The following is a 20,092-nucleotide window of genomic DNA, read 5'->3' on the forward strand; positions in this document are numbered from 1 at the left end:
TGATTAAAGACCTGACTACCGACCCGAAAACCCATCAAGTCGATGTCGTCACCAATACTCTGGCCCATGCAATTCTGGGGGCAGTGGCCGCCGAAGTCAGTGGTAACAATGCGCTGGCGGGCGCGGCAGGAGCGGCGGGCGGTGAACTGGCCGCGCGAGAACTGATGAAGCATATTCACGGCGAAAATGCTAAAGTCAGCGACTTAAGTGAAGAGGAAAAACAGACCATCAGCACCCTCTCCACCCTGGCGGCAGGGCTGGCAGGCGGCATTGCCGGTGACTCCACCGGGAGCGCCGTCACCGGTGCCCAGGCCGGGAAGAATGCGGTGGAGAATAACTCACTGGCAGGTGACAAAGCCCGTCAATCCGTCAAAGAAAGCAAGGAATGGTGGCAAGCGCAGATCAGAGAAAAATTGGGTGAAGGCACCACATCACAGATGATCAATGGTGCACTGAATGCGGTTGGTGATACCGGTGATTTTGTGATGGCTGGCGGGGACTATGCGCTTGATGGCGCTATGGCACTTGCCAGTTGTGCAACAGGTAGCAACTATTGTCAGACGGCCTTAAATGATGTTGAGGGCAAAAATCAGGCTGTCGCCGGAAGTGTGAAGTCGTTAATGAATGGTGAGAGCTGGCAGGCCATCAAGGAAACGGCTAAAAAAGCAAGTGAGGGTGACCAGAGAGCGTTAGAAGCGATGGGCAGCATTCTTGTCAGTGTCATGACGAAGAAATCGCCTACGCTGGATAAAGTCCCGGTCGTTGTCAGCAAAACTGAAAACTCGCTTCCTCAATGGGCTGCTGGAGAAGGGAAATTCAGCTCGAAAGAAACGGGTACGGTGACAAATGTTGAGCATCCGACAGGTAAGTTTGATGGTAAGTCACTACCTTATGAAAAAGAAACAATTTTTGCAGATGGAATTCATTTTGCTTTAGAACAGAAGAAACATCTGACTACGTTTGATGGGATAACTAACAAAGGAGTGTATGGAACACATAATGCAGATTTGTTTATCCAAGCGGCATCTGAAAATGGCATCAAAATCCTTAGTCAGACTCCAACAAGTATGAAAGGTATCACTGATATTTCGTATCAATTGCCAAAGAAAGATAGAACTGGAAAAATTATTGAGGGTGAGTACAAAGGTGGTAAACCGTTAACGAAAACAGTATATGACCCGAAAGTTTTCTCTGATCAAAAAATGCTAGAACTAGGTCAACAAGCTGCTTCTAGTGGTTATAAGCAAGCCATTTCCCAAGGTCGAAGAGAATATAAATCAACAGCAGGTGGTGTGACATTCCAAGTCTATCTGGATCAAGAAACAGGTAGGGTTATGAACTTTTTCCCAGCGGAGAAATAAGAAATGAACAATAAACAACTTTTCGAAAAAAATGATTACGACAATGATTCTGAATGGGAAATGATGAATAAACAACTTTTCGGAAAAGTAGACTATAACAATGACCCTGAGTGGGTGATGAAAGAATTTTTTAATTCTATATATTTACAACGTAAATTTTTATGGGCTTTACCATTTATTGTGAAAAAATGTGGATGTTGTGTTAATGAAACTGATTGCACTTTTCCAGATTTAGAAGACTCAGATCCCGCATACCATTTTGAAGGAATTATGTTCAGTGTTTATAGTGGGGAAATTATCGTTCCTGAGTCAGTCGGTTTTGAGTATGTCAGAATGGCATGTGAAAAATATCTTCAATTACATCCAGAAGATGCAGATCAGGTAAATTCATTACTCACTCAATTGCCTTGTTAACGCCAGATCCCAGCCAAGTGCTGGGATCTTCCTTTTTAGCCGTCAGCCATTATCAACCAGCCGGATAATCAACTGCCCCCGTTCCACGGGATATAGTCGCGGTAGGAATAGCCGTTACCGGCTACCCCCCGCACAGATCTGGACGTGCGCTACTAACGCATCCGGCTCCTACCTCGGGTGTTTGGCGTAAAAGCGCTGCAAAGGATAAGGATGCACAATTCGGGGGGACGAACAGGTGATCAAAGAGATGGTTGATACCAATATCCGTAATCAGCAAGAAATGATGAATTTCTGCAACAGCAGCCCGACCCAGTGTGCACAGAAGTATGGTTATCTGGTTGATCAGTGGCCGGTGTTTGAACGTACCCTCAAAAATATGGACCGGGATGGTACGTTACCCAATGAGTTCAAAAACTACCTACCTGCGGTGAATACGTTAAGTCAGGTCGCCACAGGCGAACTCGGCTGGACAAAACGCTTTGAGGCGATGGGCATGAGTCCTGAAACGGCCCAGGCAATGGCGATGACATTACCGATTGTGGTTGAGGGAACCAGAGGAGCGAAATCTTCACCATCATCTTCGAAAGTCACGGCAAATAGCCAAGGCACTAATTGGAAAGCCGGTGAAGGGCAATACAGTCAGAAGAATCAGGGAACGGTGACGAATGTTGAGCATCCGACGGGTAAGTTTGATGGGAAGTCTGTGCCTAATGTTAATAAAGGGATTAGCGCTGCTCAATCTGATAAGATAGCCGCTCAAGCACAGCAAAATCTCTTAAATTAATGGATTTACATCTAAGTCACAGGCAAGTTAAGAACGCAACAATGGTTGGTGCATATGATCCAGTGACAGGAAAAATAGCTACAGGTAGTAGCAACTCTAAAATAACAGCAGAAGCATTACATCCGGACACTGTTAAATACATTGAAAAACAATTAAATGTTAAGATTGAAGAATTCACAAGTTTTTGTAAAAACAAAGCGGGTGCTTGTGCTGAAGTTTCTGCTGCGGATCAATTAGTCAGACAAGGTGTAAATCCATCTAGAATTAAATTTACTGATGCACTAAGGCCCAGAGATGTCTGGAGGAAAGACAATATTCCTTCTGATGCTATCATCCCACCGTGTGCAAACTGTGCGGTAAGTTGGCCAAAAGGAAAATAGACATGACAATATTGAATGAAAACTGGAAGCCAGAATTTGGAACAATATTTACTTGGTTCGCAATGGATAAGAATGGAAGAATTGCCGTGATGGTTAATAATTGTTTTGGCGATTTACCTAAAAAAATATTATCAATTAGCGATGCAGAGTCACTTCTTGATCAATTAACGGAATATATGTGGGAAGAATCATCATGTTTTACTAATTATCCTCAAAATAAAAATGGGCATTTTTCGGTTGATTTATATTCATCTTGGCGTAACAGAGATAACCAGTCCAAAGCAGATATTGTTGAAAATCTTAAGAATAGTTTAGTTGAATCAGGTCATTACAGTGAAACTAATTTACCTGTTAATAAAGGTTTTTTTGTTTATCATGGTGTGGAGGGTAGTTATGCAGGGGAAGACTATCCAATAGGCTATGATGATGAAACCAAAATGGGAGACTATTTTAGGTATCTAATGCCAACGGTTTATGCATCAATCGATGACTTTCCCAAAGAGTTACACCGAGGCATTGCGGTATCTGATACAGTAGATTTTACTGTTGATCGTTTACTGGATAATGATCTTATCAATACCTATTTCACGCGAATGTACTCAGAGTAAATAAAAATACAGATCCCGGCCTTATAAATCGCCCCCGAAAGTTGGACACCCAACAAGTAGGGGGAAGTTCTGTATGGAGAATTACAGTAAGCATTTATTTAAGTGCAAAATCGCTCAATATTATCTTTCTACCGCCAGATGAGATAACCAGATGCTTACGCTTTATTCAGAGTGGACAAAGTGGATTTAACCGCCCAACAGGGCATCACTAACCTCGGTGGACAAATTCAGGGCCGGGGTATCACCAGCGCTTCTACCCTGCGAGGAGAGATACCCTTTTGCATGTCAAAAAGACAGAGAAATGAAAAAATGTGGCCTTTAACTGATAAGTTATTATCTATTTGTAGTAACGATATTTCTTCTGTTAAGTCAGAAAAATACATTACTTCTGTTTATGGGCCATCATTAGTAGATGAATTAAGTTGTCTATTAACGAAAAAAAATGGATTTTATGGGTTCGAGTCAGCTTTACGAGTTTTTCCATATGAAACAGTGAACGAAGAAATTGGCCTAATAGACTGGAATAACAATGAACTATGGATTGACTCATATGAAGATATGGCTAAAGACGCTCTTTTTTTTGCAGAAGATATCTTTGGAAATCAGTTTTGTTTAAAAGATAATTACATCTATGCATTCGATCCTGAAACAGGTTTATTTGATAAGTTGGCTGAAAGCATAAATGAATGGTGTGGAATTATATTGGAAGATTATGAAGTCCTAACTGGGTATTCTTTAGCGCATTCTTGGCAAAAAATTAATGGCCCTATTCAATCTGGTTATCGTTTAATACCTAAAACTCCCTTCGTTGCTGGCGGAGAATATGAATTGGGAAATCTTCATTTATCCCGATCATTTGAAGCCATGAGAATTAGAGCTAATTTTGCTCTGCAAATACGGAATATCTCTGATGGAGAGAGTATAAAAATAGGTATAACAGATTGCAGATAATATGCAATTTATAGCAAATTGAAATGGAATCCTAACCAATATGAAGTGACTCATAAAGTTGGACAGTTTATACTACGCGGCTAATGATACCGGAGTCAGTAACTTCACTAGAATCAGGCCATTTAATTTTGAGCAAGAATCTCAGTTGCTGACAAACCTATTTAAAATACGGAGTATTATCATTATATAAACAAGGATAAAAGGTCTGGTAGATTAATCAGCCAGAAAGGTGATAACAGTTGGAGAGGTATTTAAGTATTACCAGAGCACGAAAACAGTTTGGAAGGTAACGGTATGAATTGATTTTAACCCTAGATCACATTAAAGACATAAAAAACAGAATAGTTTAAATCAAATCGTAGACTATACTGATTAAAGCCGTTTAATCCAGAGTATTTTACAGCTTTACATAATAAATTAAAAACAATAACACCGCAATTAACCAGACTTGTATTCTGTTAAATCATTCACTTGAACTTTTTTATAACCGGCTATTTAACTGGTTTATGGCAAAGTTTATACCATTTAAAAACGTTATTAAAATCCATTCCTTTGGGAAAATAGATTGTCTGATTAAATTATTCATATGATTACCTTCCTTTTTTCTAGGAATATGAATATTAATAAAACCCATTCTTTCTTGTTTTTCACTGAAATATTTATGATGGGCAGGTTTTAAACTACTATTAAAAGTCATTTTTTTAATCTCCGGTTTTAATCGGCACAAGGTTTTAACCATTATTTTTATCCTTTCCGCATTTTATTTTTACTAGCTCTGTTTTACTGGTAATCCTGAGTGTTTTTTATAAACCAACCAGTAAATAGCCTGACGACATTAAAGATACCCCTTGATGTTTTCTCGGATAAACCCTCTTTCTTAAAAAAGCTTAAATCCTACCCAATTAACCGTTTTATCTCTTTTTTATTGCATTATTTTATAGCTTAAGTCTTAAAATGACGGTGATAAAACATTTAACTTTCAGTTCATTAAAAAACTTTCCCTATCGTGCTGATTTCTTTTTAACTTTCCGTTAATGGTTAATGGATTTCGATTAAATGTCATTAACCATTCTGCCAAAAAGTGGAATTTATCACTTTAAATCAATATGTTATATAATACCTCTAATCTATCCGCATTCGTATTTTCAAATGGTTATGGCCGTAATCACTCTATGCCTTTTAAAAATCTGGCATTAATAGAGTACCTGTTTTTTTACCCCTTAGCTGATTAATCACCGATAAAAAGGATTTTACGATCGCTAGAAAAGATTTAATGAATGGTATTTACGTTTTATAGCCCCTATTTACCCTCCCCGTTTTCATTAAATTGTCATTCAGTTTTCTCGTTTTTCCTTTTCCTGTATTTTATTTTTCAGGTTTAAAACCATAGAAGGTAACAGATCAACTGATGGTATTAAGATCAAAACCCATTTTTTAAATCATTTTTAAAATCCGGTTAATCCTGTTAAATGTTTTGAATCAGTTCAGGGATATGTAAACACTAAGGTTTTTCAAAGATTAGCTGATGATGTTAAAAATCCTTTTGAGAATAGTTCATTATGTTTTTTCCTTAATTAAATGAAAGTCACAGAAAACAGGAAAAACTTCATAAACTATGTGAATAAAACACGTTTCCGTTTAACTCGAAGGCCCTCTCCCGTTTATCTATGAGGTTGCTTGCCAATCTGTATTCATTTTATTATATTGAATGCATTGTATGCAAATATAGGAGATGAATTATGGCAATGATGACTGTCAGGAACATCCCTGATGAAGTACACCGTGCTTTACGAGTACGTGCTGCTATTCATGGCCGCAGTGCTGAAGCCGAAGTACGCGCCATTCTGGAAGAATCCGTAAAAGCCGAAGGTCGGATCAAGTTAGGATCGATGCTAGCTGAAATTGGCCGCCAATCCAAGTTAACCGATGAGGAGTTTACAGCCATTGAGCAAATACGTGACAAAATTCCTGCTAACCCGATGAATTTTGAATGATTATACTGGATACTAACGTGATTTCGGAACCACTGCGTCAGGCTCCTGAATCACGTGTCATTAAGTGGCTAGACGCACAACCGATTGAAACCCTATATCTGTCGGCAATAACCGTAGCCGAACTGCGCTTTGGTTTGGCTTCACTGCCCATAGGGAAACGCCGCGATAAATTGCAGGAGAACCTGGAAAAGCAGGTATTACCCTTGTTCACCGGACGTGTATTATCATTCGACATGTCAGCGTCACAATCTTATAGTGAACTTATGGCAAAAGCCCGGATCGCCGGTTTGGCAATCAGCGTGGCAGATGGATATATCGCTGCAACTGCCGCCGCAAATGGCATGATAGTTGCCACACGAGATGTTAGCCTGTTCGAGGCAGCTGGTGTGAACGTGATCAATCCCTGGGAGAATTAGCAGGCAACTTTATTTGGCACCGTGACTTTTAGCATAGCCTCGGTGCCGCCGGTGTAATCCTTCCGCTTTTTCGGAGAAAATCTTTTAATTTCCACTTAGTTTTCAATGTATATCTTAGCTATTTTCTCAAATAAAGAGCTTTTACTAACTTCCCTTAACCTTAATATATCGTTGGTAAAAGAACGTAGGAAAATAGATGTGATATTTTGTTCCATAGCATTTATCTGTTTGCCCTCTTTATCCATAGTCAAAATATTGTAAATTAAGTTCTCTTTTGCAATCGTTTGATTAGGTGAATTACAGGGTGATACAAAATACAATAAGTCATCTCCCCTCGGTTGAAGATAAATATGTTCATACTGACTATTCTGTTTAGGCGCTAAGTAATAGGGCAAAACTGTTTCAATCGGATTACATACTCTATTTACTAAATTTTCATCTTCCAAAGCATATTCAATATTATCTATTTTCTGATTACCGACGATTCTAGGAATTCTATCTGAGTGATATCGACTAAGAATAACTTCTTCAACATTATCAATCAAATAAAAAGAATCATTATAAAGACTTGATATTTTCTTCATAAATTCGCATTTTTCCTTAAGGGCCGTATGACTCTTTAAAAGTGAATGTCCATTGATGAAAATCGTTTTATTATGAATATTAACATCAACTATTGAAGCCAATATTTCCTTATTTTTCTTATATTCTTCTGGAATCCTAATATAAACAAGAGTTATCTTTAAATCTGGAAGGTCAATATTTTCAATTTTTTTCTCTTTAAAAACTCTCTCTTTTAGCCAAAGTTCACTCTTGATCTTTTGTATCTTTGTACGTATTTTATTGCTTAGTTTTTCCAGGCCAGTCTCCTTATCGTTTTCCACAATATTATTATCTAAATCTATACCCTGAATAACTGTTTCACCTTGCGCTTCAAACCTATAGCGTTTCAATTTCGAATAGTAATCCAATTCAGCATCTTCTATTTCCTTTTCTCCAATATGCTTAAATGCATCCCATGTCGTGTTTTTAATTTCACCTTTGACCAATATACTGGTTTTAGCTCCATCATCCAATGAATTAAGAACCAAATAGTTTTTATTTTTATCCAATAAATTAAAATCTTGAACAGGAGAATCAGTTAATTCTTGTAGTTCAAATACTTCCTTAATCTCTTTTTCCAAGAACATTTTTGATTTATTATCAGCAGAATGCTTTGTAATTCTGGCATCTATTAATACCAGAGGATGTAATAAATTTTTATTAACCGTGATAAAGTCATGAAGGATATAATCAGCTTTAAAGTATCTTTCACTAAAAGAGATCTCAGCATGATTTAGTAGTTCTTTTATTTTTTGTATAATCAAGTTTTGAACATAATTTTTACTATTTCGATATCCTTTCATGAATCGCATGAATTTTTTCTTAGAGTGTTCATTGGTATTGATGTTATCTATGACCTGAAAATTATTTTCTTTAGTTCTAAATAACAATTGAATTTCTTCTGTGTTGTATGAACCCACATTGTATGAATCCACTTTTTTTTCAATTCTAAAAGCCTTTCTATGTAAATTTACGACTAACTCCTTTTGAATAAAGAAATGAAAACGCGGATAAAAAGAATCAATTATATTACCACGTTTTTCTGCTGATAAATAAATTCGTGAATTATAAAATTCAGGTTCTATTTCATAATTCTCTTCAAGCTCTTTTAGAAAAATTATTTTAATATGCAATCCCACAATCGCAGAAAAAACATTGCATAAAAATTTGCTATTTTCTTCAAATTTATCAATAAACCCTTTTATGTCATATTCCTGGTCGGAAAGATAAAAAAAGTGAACTGCTTTACTACTCCAAAAACTATCGTAAAACACTTTTTCTGATGGATTTAAATTTAGTTTTTTCCTTATGATTTTTTGTATTTCCTTATCTACTTTAGCATAGAAGTCTTTGTCTCTTTCTCCCTTTTCTTTAACAAAGCTCTTTTGACCATGAGTAATATATAATCCACTACCATCATCTACTTCAAATAGCTTCTCTATATTACCAGAAATACTCCCGTCAATGTCTAAAATGTTAGTTTTAGCTACAGGAGAAACGTCAGAACAATCTTTAGCAATATCAGCTAACTTTATCATTATCAATCACCTTGCAATAAATTTAAAATTTGTTTATTAATACGAACTTCTTTAACTAACTTACTTCCTGGACCTATACGAAAATCTTGGTCATAATCTTGCTTTTTATTTTCATACCCAAAGTATTCTTTAAATAAGTTAAGATAATAAATTTTACTATCCGGAGATATTTCTTGCTCAAGATTTAATGGATTATTTTCCATGCGAGTATTTAAATATACGAACTTAACTGATTCATATTTATTATCAATATAACTTAAAATAGTTTCAGCTTTTCCTTGAGCATTATTATGCGTTTTTAATGATTGGTATCTTTTATCTAAAGTAGATGACCAATTCTTTGTATCAACACAAATTAAATGTTTATCCGCCTCAATATAAAAATCAAACAATTCATAAGCTTTTTTTCCTATTTTTTCACTCAATAATTTAGGATCTATTGGCTGACAATTATGTTGCCTATCTAAAAGTAGGGTAAATAAATACTCACCAATATTCCCTTTGAGCAATGGAATGAAAAAAGGATGTGGAATACAATCTTTAAACACATTCTTGCTTATAATTGCAATTTCTTTTAAAAGATGTGTGACATGTTCATCTTTTCTACCATCAATTCGATTACCAATACCTGAAAATATCCATTCTTTAGGATGATATATTGAATAACCATGTTCAATATCAGTTAACGTTACTATCCCATCTTCAAGATTTTTAATACTTAACTTCAACTGTGGAGTAGTAGATATATCAATATATAATGCATCAACCGCCTCCATCATTGCCTGGTATTTTTTGACATGGGGATTTGATTTCAGTCTTTTTACATAACTTGATGGCGATATCAAACTTTCAATAGATCTAAGATGTTCATTGAATATAATCGCTTCGGCATTATCTTTCCTTGCAACGGAGAGCACCTCTGGAACAAAATCTTCAAAAAACTCTTTAAGTAAAGCCGAATTTCTAGCTATTTTTTCCTCAAATAATTCTCTCTCTTCACATGATTTAAAACTACACATCATTCTTTCTTTTTCGCATAGCCGCATAAAATGATGATTTAATAAAGACATACTCTCTAATATCGGACGATTTCTTTTAATTCGAGTAAATTGATTAAACAGAACTATTCCATCCTCTACAGCACTATCTGGAATAAATATCTCTGTATTTATCTTCGTATCTTTACGCTCAACACGACCAATAGCTTGCATTAAATCTTTTAGTTTAGAGATCCTATGTTCACGCATTAAGAACTGGTAATCTTCACCACTTGATAAATTGATATCAAAATCCTTTAGAAATTTTTCCTCATCTGAATCAGAACATTGTTTCATTAACAGCAGATAGTTTTGTAATGAGTGGAGTGTCCTATCATTTGTTTTTTCATCCTTAATGATTGCACTCCAGAATGGCGAACTCGTTAATACTAAACGCTCAAAATCTTCCTCAAATAAATCCCCACCTTCTTCTGGATAAGTAAGAAAATAATTTAACCCTGTACCGGCACTTTTATAAGAGGAGAGTAATACAATTTTCGTATTTTTATCCTTTATATGGATGAAGTCTCTAATATTACACTCTTTACGTAATTCCGCATCAAATAAAATCACACGTATCTTAGGTTTATTTGCAAAAGGTAAATACTCAAATATTTTCCATGAATTATGCACTTTTTTGATATTCTTAATTTTTACTTCTGCTCTGGAAAAATATTTTTTCAATTTGCGCTGAAAACGATTACTCAATGCCAAACTCATCGTATGCTTACCTTGATAAGCAGCAAGGAGCATAGAACAAAGCTGGCGTTCGAACTCTATTTTTTGGTAATTATTTAAACTCTTTTTAAAATTTCTATCCAAACCGTAAAGCTCGTTCCTAAGAAAATTAAATTTTATTTTAAAACTCTCATCAAAATCCTGGCAAAAATCAAATAAAGGAAGATCTGAATTAAATACACTAAAGTCAATAGTTCTCAATTCCGCTCGTTTATCCCGTAGAGAAGCCAATAACGCAATATCAGTACCACCTCGCTCAATGATTTGAATAGCTAAGTTATTTGGTTTACCAGAGCAAAATCGTCGTAAGAAATTACGATTATATTGCCCTGAATAGGTTTCAGCAAAACCTGTCGTCGCACTGAGACAAATTACGCTATTTCTTGTGTTATAGAGGCTACGGAACAAAGCCACTTCGGGCTGCTCTTTAATAAGATCAAGAGTAAAATTTATATACGTGAGATGACTTAATGTCTCGTCTTGAAACTCTAACTCTTTCATCCGCTCTATGGTAAATACGGTTTTAGACTGAAAATATGTATAAAAGTGAGAAATCAACATTTCTTCCGACGCAGGATGTTCAAACATTTGTTTCAGTTCATTCCTGATTTTTCCTGCTTTCTGTATAAATTTATACATCAAAAAGTTTTGACTACTATCCCCCGCCTGTTTAAGTGATTTCGCAAATTGTGAACGGCTCGAAATCTTCGCGGCAGCAGCCAATACTACTATCGCAAGTTGATAAGTATCGTGAAGAGAAGGATTTTTATCTCGACTATCCGTAGAATAATATAATTGACAACCACTTCCTCTATGCACAAATTCAATTTTCACTTTCTTTAGTGACTCTTCATTAAAAAAACGTTTAGGAGAAAAACTAAATACATTTCTGGTAATATTAATGACTTGTTCAATATCATCACCCTTAATTTGAACAAAATCGATATTACCAGAAAAAAGTTTAAGTAAAGACTCCAAGTTTTGTTCAATAGTGCCTTCTAAAGATAGCTCGCAATTCTTTTCCAAATACGCCTTGATATCATTAATAAATTCATTTTTCTCAGAGAGAAAAGGTAAATATGACATCTTAGCAACATCAATATCTTTCACTTGTTGTAATAGACGGTAAGTTACCGCAAAAACATGAACAAGTTGTACTTTATCATCAATTAAATTCACACTACGCGAATTTGAAAAAATTCGGTAAGCCTCATGTTCTTCATCAATCACTAATGTAAAACTGATATTGTGTTTTCTAAAATAGTTTTCGTCGTCGATCTTAAAAAAATCTGTCTTTAAATGTTCAATTTGTTCTGCAACAGGGGATTCTAAAAAAGCACTTAATGTATTGTTTGTAAGTTTCTTTTTTCCACCAATTAAGTAATCAAAAGGTATCGATTTTACAATATATTTACCTCCCCTATTTATCCGTGGCATTTTAATCGGCTTGTCAAATTTACTAGTCGTTGCTAGCAGAATACAGGGCGAAACCATCGCAGCCGCCATTGGTATACAATGAAAGATAATTTCTTTACGCAACAGTTCAATCTTGTTCTCTGCTCCCATAATAGCAGGTAGATTAACGGCCGACTCTTGTTGGTTTAAAGCAGCCTCAGATAACTCATCAAGCACCCTCGTTAAATTAGATTTACACTTTTTAAGCTGATCTTCATAATCCTGAATAAGATCAACGTCATCACCTTGCTGTTTTTGTATTAGAATTTGCTTTTCAATACTCTCTATCGCTCTAACAACAATAGCTAAATTACTGGCTTTCGATGCTAGCGGTGAGTTTTTCGCCCTTTTTTCCCATGTTAAATAACGTTTTCTATTCTCAATAATTTCTCCATTGCAATCTTCAACCCAGTTTACAAAGTTCAAGTCTCTCAGATCTTCTTGGCTGTAAAGACCAAGAAATTCAATGCCTTTTTTCTTCGCCTTTTTAATCAACTTTTTGTCAAAATCAATCTGTGATTTCTGGGGAGTAACAAATAAAAAATTGGTAAAATCACTGTCTTTCGCATTAACAGTAACCGATTCAATGTAACGATTAAGTACTCCATAACTCTTACCAAAACCCGTTCCGTCATTTGAAAATACCAGTGTTGGGTGATTATTTTGATATACGTTATACAACTCAGATAATTGAGATCTCAGTACATTAATGTCATCTTTAAGATGCTGTGGCGCTCTCTTATTCGCTAAATAATTAGCAAGGCTAGATTGTTCTAACTGATGAACCATGCCATATGGCTGATATTCCCCATCTAAGAGAATAATCAATTTTTGGCGATACAATTCTTGTATAATGTTTCTTTCCGATCGATTTAATTGCTGCGAAAAGTGAGCAACAACATCATTTACCAACCATCCCGCTGCAAAAAGTTGATTAGCTTCTAAAAACGCCTCTTTATCTCTCTTTGTTAACGTTTTATAAGATACACATAATGTAAAATCGTCTTTAGAAGCTGTTTTGTCTTTCATCGGCAAAGCGACTTTGCGTGCCTTATCTCTACTTCTTTGATATAGGAATCCCATCTTTGCAAGCTCAAACATAATTGCAATAGCTGTCGCCTCATCATGTTTAAGATCTTGTCTGATATCCTCCAAGATCTCAGTATGTTCATCAATAACACCATCTAATCTTTTAAATAATTCCAATTTCTCATACGCAATATCAAAAAGTTTTTCTTTTAAGGTTTCAGACCACCTCATTCATGAAGTCTCTTCTGTTTTATTTTTGTACGATCAAACTCTACACAAAATGCATATGATTTTCCAGAGTAAATACAGAGGACAGAAGAAAACAGGAGGATGTTATTTTAAAATCATAACAGAGTCTAAAAGTAAATAAGATGAAAATAGCTATCATCTTATTTATGGAATATTTTTAAAACCTGAATACTTCTTAGATTAATAACTAAGTTATCGAAGTATAAATTGCTGATAAAAATCATCGTTTTTATTCTGATTAGCTCCCGACTGTAAATTAAATGATTTTATTTACCTCACTCTTTAATAAATCGGGAAATCTAAACGTCTATACTTCTTAACATCTAAAATAAAACTAATATATTCCTTTTGGCTATATATGGTTGCTATTCATTCTTTCAAACAAATACATATACAGAGTTATCCTCCATAACTATCTGAATACAACGGATTATCTGGATATGATATGACCACATCACGCTCTGTTCTCGATATGATTGGCAATACCCCATTGCTGGAGTTAACGCATCTGAATACCGGTCCGTGTCAATTATTTATTAAGCTGGAGAATCAAAATCCCGGTGGCTCTATTAAAGATCGCGTCGCTCTTTCCATGATCGAGCAGGCGGAAGAACAAGGGTTACTTCAACCCGGTGGTACGATTATCGAAGCTACTGCCGGTAATACCGGCATTGGATTAGCGCTAGTCGCCGCTCTGAAAGGCTATAAATTGATTCTGGTCGTTCCAGATAAGATGAGCCGGGAGAAGGTGTTTCATCTGCGTGCACTGGGCACCGATGTACGTCTTACCCGTTCTGATGTCAGCAAAGGTCATCCAGAGTATTATCAAGATTACGCCCTGCGTCTGGCGCGAGAGATCCCCGGCGCTTATTATATCGATCAGTTCAACAATCCAGCTAACTCAGCAGCGCACACGACCACTACCGGACCGGAAATCTGGCAGCAAATGGACCACAATGTCGATGCAGTGGTGATCGGTGTCGGGTCCGGCGGTACGCTTGGCGGCTTGAGTCACTATTTCGCTCAAGTTTCGCCGGAAACTGAGTTTGTTCTGGCAGACCCAAATGGTTCTATTTTGGTGGACTATATTGAACACGGCAAATATGGTGAAGCCGGAAGCTGGCAGGTAGAAGGCATCGGCGAGGATTTTATCCCTCCTCTGGGCGATTTTAGTCGCGTGCGCCACGCATACCGTGTCAGTGATGCAGAAGCTTTTTCCCGTGCCCGTGATCTGTTATTAAAGGAAGGTGTGCTGGCAGGCTCTTCCAGCGGTACCTTGCTCGCCGCCGCACTGCGCTACTGCCGTGCGCAGACCACTCCCAAACGTGTGGTTACGCTAGCATGTGACAGTGGAAATAAGTATCTGTCAAAAATGTTTAACGATTATTGGATGCTAGAGCAGGGATTTCAATCACGTATGCCGCAGCACGATCTCAGCGACTATATTACTTATCGCTATCAGGATGGCGCTACGGTTTTTATATCGCCAGAAGATACGTTAAGGACCGCGCATACCCGCATGCGCTTATATGAAATTTCACAATTACCGGTGCTGAAAGAGGAGCAAGTGGTCGGTATTATCGACGAGTGGGATTTAATGCATACCGTTCAGGCTGATCCACATAATTTTAGCCTGCCCGTTAGTCACGCTATGACTCATCAGGTGAAAACGCTGGATAAGAGCGCTTCTCTGCAACAATTGATGGCAACTTTCGACGCCGGACATGTGGCGCTGATCGTCGATAATGGCCGCTTTCTTGGGCTGGTAACTCGCACAGATGTGCTGAATGCATGGCGTCAGCAACTTAATTGATTTTTAGGAATGATTCTATGACCAAGTTTGATACTAAAACTGTTCACGCTGGCTATACACCGGATCACACTGGCGCAATAATGCCGGCAATTTATGCCACTTCGACTTATGCCCAATCCGCCCCCGGCCAACACACGGGTTATGAATATTCCCGCAGCGGCAATCCGACACGTGACGCTCTGGAAAGCGCGATAGCCGAACTGGAAAACGGTAGCCGAGGCTACGCTTTTAGTTCAGGGCTGGCTGCCAGTTCCACAGTGCTAGAATTGTTGGATAAGGATAGCCATGTGGTGGCCGTCGATGATCTGTACGGCGGCACCTATCGGCTACTCGAAAAAGTACGTAGCCGCACTGCCGGTTTGCGTGTCACTTACGTGGAAGCCCATGATATTACCGGCCTTGAAGCAGCCATTCGTCCCGACACAAAAATGATTTGGGTGGAGACGCCCACCAATCCGTTGCTGAAACTGGCTGATCTGGCGGCTATCGCACAAATAGCGCAACGGCACGGTATTATTAGTGTGGCGGATAACACTTTCGCCTCGCCGTATCTCCAGCGCCCACTTGATCTGGGATTTGATATCGTTGTGCACTCCGCTACTAAATATTTAAACGGCCACTCCGATGTGATCGCAGGACTGGCAGTTGTCGGAAAAGATGCAGAATTAGCAGAAAAACTTGGTTTCCTGCAAAACTCTGTCGGCGGCGTGCTCGATCCATTTAGTAGTTTCCTGGTACTGCGCGGCATGCGGACTCTTGCGCTGCGTATGCAGCGTCACATCGACAGTGCATCAAAGATCGCACACTGGCTGGAACAGCAGCCTCAGATCGAAACCGTCTTCTATCCCGGCCTCGTTTCCCATCCACAGCATGAACTGGCGAAACGTCAAATGAAGGGTTTTGGCGGTATGATTTCTGTTCACTTAAAAGGTGATGATGATTATGCCCGCCGGTTAATTCAAGAGCTAAAGCTATTTACATTGGCAGAAAGTCTGGGTGGAGTGGAGAGTCTGATCGGCCAACCATTTAGTATGACCCACGCTTCTATTCCATTAGAAAAACGCCTTGCTTCCGGGATTACGCCACAGTTGATACGTATTTCTGTAGGTATAGAGGATGCAGAGGATCTCATCGCCGATTTAGCTCAAGCGTTGGAAAAAGCCGCTCAATAAAAGAGCAATGCCAGCCAATTTTTTCAACTGGCTGGCATTTAAATAAAAAGCGGCTCTTTTTATGCAATCAAAAGCAAATGTAGAACCGGATTATTTATCACCCAACAGAACAGACTCCAGGGCGATTTCAATCATTTCATTGAAAGTTGTCTGGCGTTCCTCGGCGGTCAGTTTTTCATGAGTACGGATGTGGTCAGAAACGGTACAGATAGTCAGCGCTTTTGCGCCATATTCAGCCGCAACACCGTAAAAACCCGCGGCTTCCATTTCTACGCCCAGAATGCCATATTGTTCCATTACATCAAACAGTTGTGGATCAGGTGTATAGAACAGCTCTACCGAGAAGATGTTACCTACACGCACATTGATGTTTTTTGCTTTAGCAGCATCAACCGCGTTACGGACCAGATCGAAATCAGCAATTGCCGCAAAATCGTGATCTTTAAAACGTATACGGTTAACTTTAGAATCAGTACATGCCCCCATACCAATAATTACGTCACGCAGCTGAACATCTTGACGTACTGAACCACAGGAACCTACACGGATAAGGACTTTAGCGCCGAAATCGGTGATCAGTTCTTTCGCATAGATAGAGCAGGATGGGATACCCATACCATGCCCCATCACAGAAATCGGGCGGCCTTTATAAGTACCGGTAAACCCCAACATGCCACGTACGTCGTTTACCTGCCGCACATTTTCCAGAAAAGTTTCAGCAATATATTTCGCACGTAATGGATCGCCAGGCATCAGAACAACGTCTGCAAAATCACCCATCTCAGCATTAATATGAGGCGTGGCCATAATTAAATTCCTTATTTTTTTATTTAATGGTTATTTTAGTAATATATGGCTGCCCAAAAGCAGCCAGTAAGTAGGTTCAGAGCATTGATTTGCCATATTCCATTGGCGACAGTTCGAAATATTCAGCGACTGTCTGTCCAATATCAGCAAAAGTTTCGCGGTGCCCCAATGAACCAGGTTGCACTTTTGGTCCATAAATCAGCACCGGAATGTGCTCACGAGTATGGTCAGTACCAGACCACGTTGGATCACAACCGTGGTCGGCAGTCAGGATTAACATGTCATCATCTTTCACCAGTTTCAGCATTTCAGGCAGACGACGGTCAAACAGTTCCAAGGCCGCCGCATAACCCGGAACATCACGACGATGACCATAAGAAGAGTCGAAATCGACAAAGTTAGTAAATACGATGGTGTTGTCACCCGCTTTTTCCATTTCCACCAGCGTCGCGTCAAATAGTGCATCGATGCCGGTCGCTTTTACTTTTTGCGTAATGCCGACATTCGCATAAATGTCGGCAATTTTACCAATAGAAACGACCTCGCCATTTTTCTCATCGACCAATTTTTTCAGTATGGTAGGAGCAGGCGGCTCTACAGCTAAGTCATGACGATTACCGGTACGCTGGAAGTTACCCGCCTTGTCTCCAACAAATGGGCGCGCAATCACCCGACCGATATTGTAACCGCCATCAGTCAATTCTTCACGGGCGATTTCACACAGTTCGTACAGACGATCCAAACCGAAAGTCTCTTCGTGACAAGCAATCTGGAATACCGAGTCAGCAGAGGTATAGAAAATCGGTTTACCCGTTTTCATATGCTCTTCACCCAGTTTATCCAGAATAACCGTACCAGAAGAGTGGCAGTTACCGAGATAACCGGGCAGATTTGCGCGTTCTACCAGTTTATCTAACAATGCCTGCGGAAAGCTGTTCTCTTCATCTTTGAAGTAACCCCAGTCAAACAGCACCGGGACTCCGGCAATTTCCCAGTGACCTGACGGTGTATCTTTACCGGAAGAGAGTTCACTGGCGTAAGCGTAAGCGCCAATAATGTCCGCGTCTTTATCCAAACCTACAGGGAAAGTTCCACAGGACTCCTCAGTCGCTTTACCCAAACCTAAACGGCTTAAGTTCGGCAAATACAGAGGCCCTTTGCGACCGACATCAGCATCACCACGGGCGCACGCTTCCGCGATGTGCCCCAAAGTGTTAGATCCTTTATCACCAAATTTTTCGGCATCTTCACTGGCGCCAATGCCAAAAGAATCCAATACCATGATGAATGTTCGTTTCATAAATTTTCTCCTGCGTCAAATCACACTAAAAATGCGAAAATGCCACCATTATCTAATAATAAGTATGGTTATTATTCGCCAATTTGGCGATAAACCATCGGTGTGGCTGGTTTGGCTTCTGTACCCAGAACGATAGCTTTACGTACTGCCTCCGCCGCTTCCTGCCACTCATTCTCATTGTTGGCATGAATAATAGCTAAGGGTGTACCGATATTAACTTCTGAACCCAGAGCAACGATATTACTCAGCCCCACGCTGTAATTAATGGGATCTGCGGCCTTACGGCGCCCTCCTCCAAGGGAAACTACAGACATCCCTAAAGCACGGGTATCCATATGTGTAATAAATCCATGCTGTTCAGCCAATACGGGTTTAGTGAAAACAGCGGTTGGCAAGTAGCTGTTGTAACGCTCGACGAAATCGGTCGGACCTTGTTGTGCCGCGACCATGCGACCAAAGATTTCGACTGCTTTGCCGTTATCTAAGACAGACTGGAGTTTATTGCGAGCGTCTTCACGGCCTGTTGCCAAATGACCGGATACCAACATTTCAACACCTAGCGCCATTGTCACTTCAAGTAAACGTGGATTGCGATTTTCCCCCGTTAGAAATCGAACAGCTTCACGAACTTCAAGCGCATTACCCGCGCTGGATGCCAGAACCTGATTCATATCCGTCAACAGCGCGGTAGTTTTACAACCTGCGCCGTTAGCCACGCTAACAATTGATTCCGCCAGTTGCTGTGACGCTTCATACGTTGACATAAACGCACCAGAGCCAACTTTGACATCCATTACCAATGCGTCCAGCCCCTCAGCCAGTTTTTTGCCAAGGATAGAGGCGGTGATCAAGGGAATAGAATCCACCGTCGCGGTAATATCGCGAGTTGTATAGAAGCGTTTGTCTGCCGGCGCCAATGAATTAGTCTGGCCGATAATCGCCACGCCAACATCCTGAATAATGTCACGAAAACGCCGCTCATCAGGAAAAATATCAAACCCCGGAATCGCTTCCAGTTTGTCCAGCGTTCCCCCGGTATGGCCTAAACCACGACCGGAAATCATCGGAACATAACCACCGCAGGCCGCCACCATCGGGCCAAGCATCAGGGAGGTCACATCACCAACACCGCCGGTCGAATGTTTATCCACAATCGGGCCGTTCAGATTCAGGCTTTGCCAGTTCAACACGGTACCGGAGTCACGCATAGCCAACGTCAGGGCGACACGTTCTTCCATCACCATATCCTGAAAGTGGATAACCATCGCCAGCGCGGCAATTTGTCCTTCGGAAACGGTATTGTCACGCACGCCATTGATGAAGAAGCGGATCTCTTCTTCGCTCAGTGGATATCCATCACGCTTTTTACGGATAATTTCCTGTGCCAGAAACAAAGCATTCTCCTAATCATGATTAAAATCGGGAAAAACTCAGTGGTTACGC

General features: G+C 39.4%; 16 protein-coding genes. 10 read left to right on the plus strand and 6 right to left on the minus strand.

Going from position 1 to position 20,092, the window contains the following annotated elements; all coding sequences use genetic code 11:
* The 6 genes from EAE93_RS24835 to EAE93_RS21980 all read left to right on the plus strand — a co-directional run.
* Positions 1 to 1,361 (plus strand): VENN motif pre-toxin domain-containing protein (locus EAE93_RS24835; RefSeq protein ID WP_250151146.1); only part of this gene is annotated, 1,361 nt, incomplete at its 5' end.
* 3 nt (positions 1,362 to 1,364) lie between these two features.
* Positions 1,365 to 1,775, plus strand: coding sequence for a ribonuclease toxin immunity protein CdiI (cdiI, locus tag EAE93_RS21960; protein ID WP_250151147.1), 411 nt, complete (start codon positions 1,365 to 1,367; stop codon positions 1,773 to 1,775).
* Between the two features lie 235 nt (positions 1,776 to 2,010).
* Positions 2,011 to 2,559: a hypothetical protein gene (locus EAE93_RS24840; RefSeq protein ID WP_250151148.1), complete on the plus strand. Its 549-nt coding sequence runs from the start codon at positions 2,011 to 2,013 to the stop codon at positions 2,557 to 2,559.
* Positions 2,560 to 2,600: 41 nt separating this feature from the next.
* Positions 2,601 to 2,939, plus strand: a complete 339-nt coding sequence (locus tag EAE93_RS21970) for a hypothetical protein (protein WP_214040578.1) — start codon at positions 2,601 to 2,603, stop codon at positions 2,937 to 2,939.
* 2 nt (positions 2,940 to 2,941) lie between these two features.
* Complete coding sequence (locus EAE93_RS21975) at positions 2,942 to 3,547, plus strand: hypothetical protein (RefSeq protein WP_214040579.1); 606 nt, start codon at positions 2,942 to 2,944, stop codon at positions 3,545 to 3,547.
* A gap of 180 nt (positions 3,548 to 3,727) precedes the next feature.
* The gene (locus EAE93_RS21980) at positions 3,728 to 4,498 is read left to right on the plus strand and encodes an SMI1/KNR4 family protein (RefSeq protein ID WP_214040580.1); all 771 of its coding nucleotides are present in this window, start codon (positions 3,728 to 3,730) and stop codon (positions 4,496 to 4,498) included.
* Positions 4,499 to 4,979: 481 nt separating this feature from the next.
* On the opposite strand, the gene EAE93_RS21985 is transcribed toward EAE93_RS21980, so the two are convergent.
* Complete coding sequence (locus EAE93_RS21985; RefSeq protein WP_214040581.1) at positions 4,980 to 5,237, minus strand: hypothetical protein; 258 nt, start codon at positions 5,235 to 5,237, stop codon at positions 4,980 to 4,982.
* A gap of 1,000 nt (positions 5,238 to 6,237) precedes the next feature.
* Here EAE93_RS21985 and EAE93_RS21990 point away from each other — a divergent pair.
* On the plus strand, positions 6,238 to 6,492 hold the full coding sequence (locus EAE93_RS21990) for a FitA-like ribbon-helix-helix domain-containing protein (protein WP_040150445.1): 255 nt from the start codon (positions 6,238 to 6,240) through the stop codon (positions 6,490 to 6,492).
* Positions 6,489 to 6,908 (plus strand): type II toxin-antitoxin system VapC family toxin, encoded by a 420-nt coding sequence (locus EAE93_RS21995; RefSeq protein WP_214040582.1) that lies wholly within the window; start codon positions 6,489 to 6,491, stop codon positions 6,906 to 6,908. The genes EAE93_RS21990 and EAE93_RS21995 overlap by 4 nt, the downstream gene beginning before the upstream one ends.
* Before the next feature lie 95 nt (positions 6,909 to 7,003).
* Here the strand turns inward: EAE93_RS21995 and EAE93_RS22000 are convergent, their stop codons facing one another.
* Together EAE93_RS22000 and EAE93_RS22005 are read right to left on the minus strand one after the other, a co-directional pair.
* Positions 7,004 to 9,049, minus strand: coding sequence for a hypothetical protein (locus EAE93_RS22000; RefSeq protein ID WP_214040583.1), 2,046 nt, complete (start codon positions 9,047 to 9,049; stop codon positions 7,004 to 7,006).
* A gap of 2 nt (positions 9,050 to 9,051) precedes the next feature.
* Positions 9,052 to 13,539 (minus strand): hypothetical protein, encoded by a 4,488-nt coding sequence (locus EAE93_RS22005; protein ID WP_214040584.1) that lies wholly within the window; start codon positions 13,537 to 13,539, stop codon positions 9,052 to 9,054.
* A gap of 463 nt (positions 13,540 to 14,002) precedes the next feature.
* Here EAE93_RS22005 and EAE93_RS22010 point away from each other — a divergent pair, with 463 nt between their 5' ends.
* Both EAE93_RS22010 and EAE93_RS22015 read left to right on the plus strand, forming a co-directional pair.
* Entirely contained in the window at positions 14,003 to 15,370 is a 1,368-nt protein-coding gene (locus EAE93_RS22010) for a pyridoxal-phosphate dependent enzyme (protein WP_214040585.1), read from the plus strand.
* 17 nt (positions 15,371 to 15,387) lie between these two features.
* Positions 15,388 to 16,542, plus strand: a complete 1,155-nt coding sequence (locus EAE93_RS22015) for a trans-sulfuration enzyme family protein (RefSeq protein ID WP_110085980.1) — start codon at positions 15,388 to 15,390, stop codon at positions 16,540 to 16,542.
* A gap of 90 nt (positions 16,543 to 16,632) precedes the next feature.
* Here EAE93_RS22015 and deoD read toward each other — a convergent pair whose 3' ends face one another.
* The 3 genes from deoD to deoA all read right to left on the minus strand — a co-directional run bounded on the left by deoD (position 16,633) and on the right by deoA (position 20,043).
* The gene (gene deoD / locus EAE93_RS22020) at positions 16,633 to 17,349 is read right to left on the minus strand and encodes a purine-nucleoside phosphorylase (RefSeq protein ID WP_036811781.1); all 717 of its coding nucleotides are present in this window, start codon (positions 17,347 to 17,349) and stop codon (positions 16,633 to 16,635) included.
* Between the two features lie 76 nt (positions 17,350 to 17,425).
* Positions 17,426 to 18,649, minus strand: coding sequence for a phosphopentomutase (gene deoB / locus EAE93_RS22025; protein WP_214040586.1), 1,224 nt, complete (start codon positions 18,647 to 18,649; stop codon positions 17,426 to 17,428).
* Between the two features lie 71 nt (positions 18,650 to 18,720).
* Positions 18,721 to 20,043 carry a thymidine phosphorylase gene (gene deoA, locus EAE93_RS22030; protein ID WP_214040587.1) on the minus strand — a complete coding sequence of 441 codons (1,323 nt, stop codon included), beginning with the start codon at positions 20,041 to 20,043 and terminating at the stop codon, positions 18,721 to 18,723.
* Positions 20,044 to 20,092 lie beyond the last annotated feature (49 nt).

Origin of the sequence: Photorhabdus akhurstii (assembly GCF_018448925.1) — a bacterium.
Taxonomy (GTDB): Bacteria; Pseudomonadota; Gammaproteobacteria; order Enterobacterales; family Enterobacteriaceae; genus Photorhabdus; species Photorhabdus akhurstii.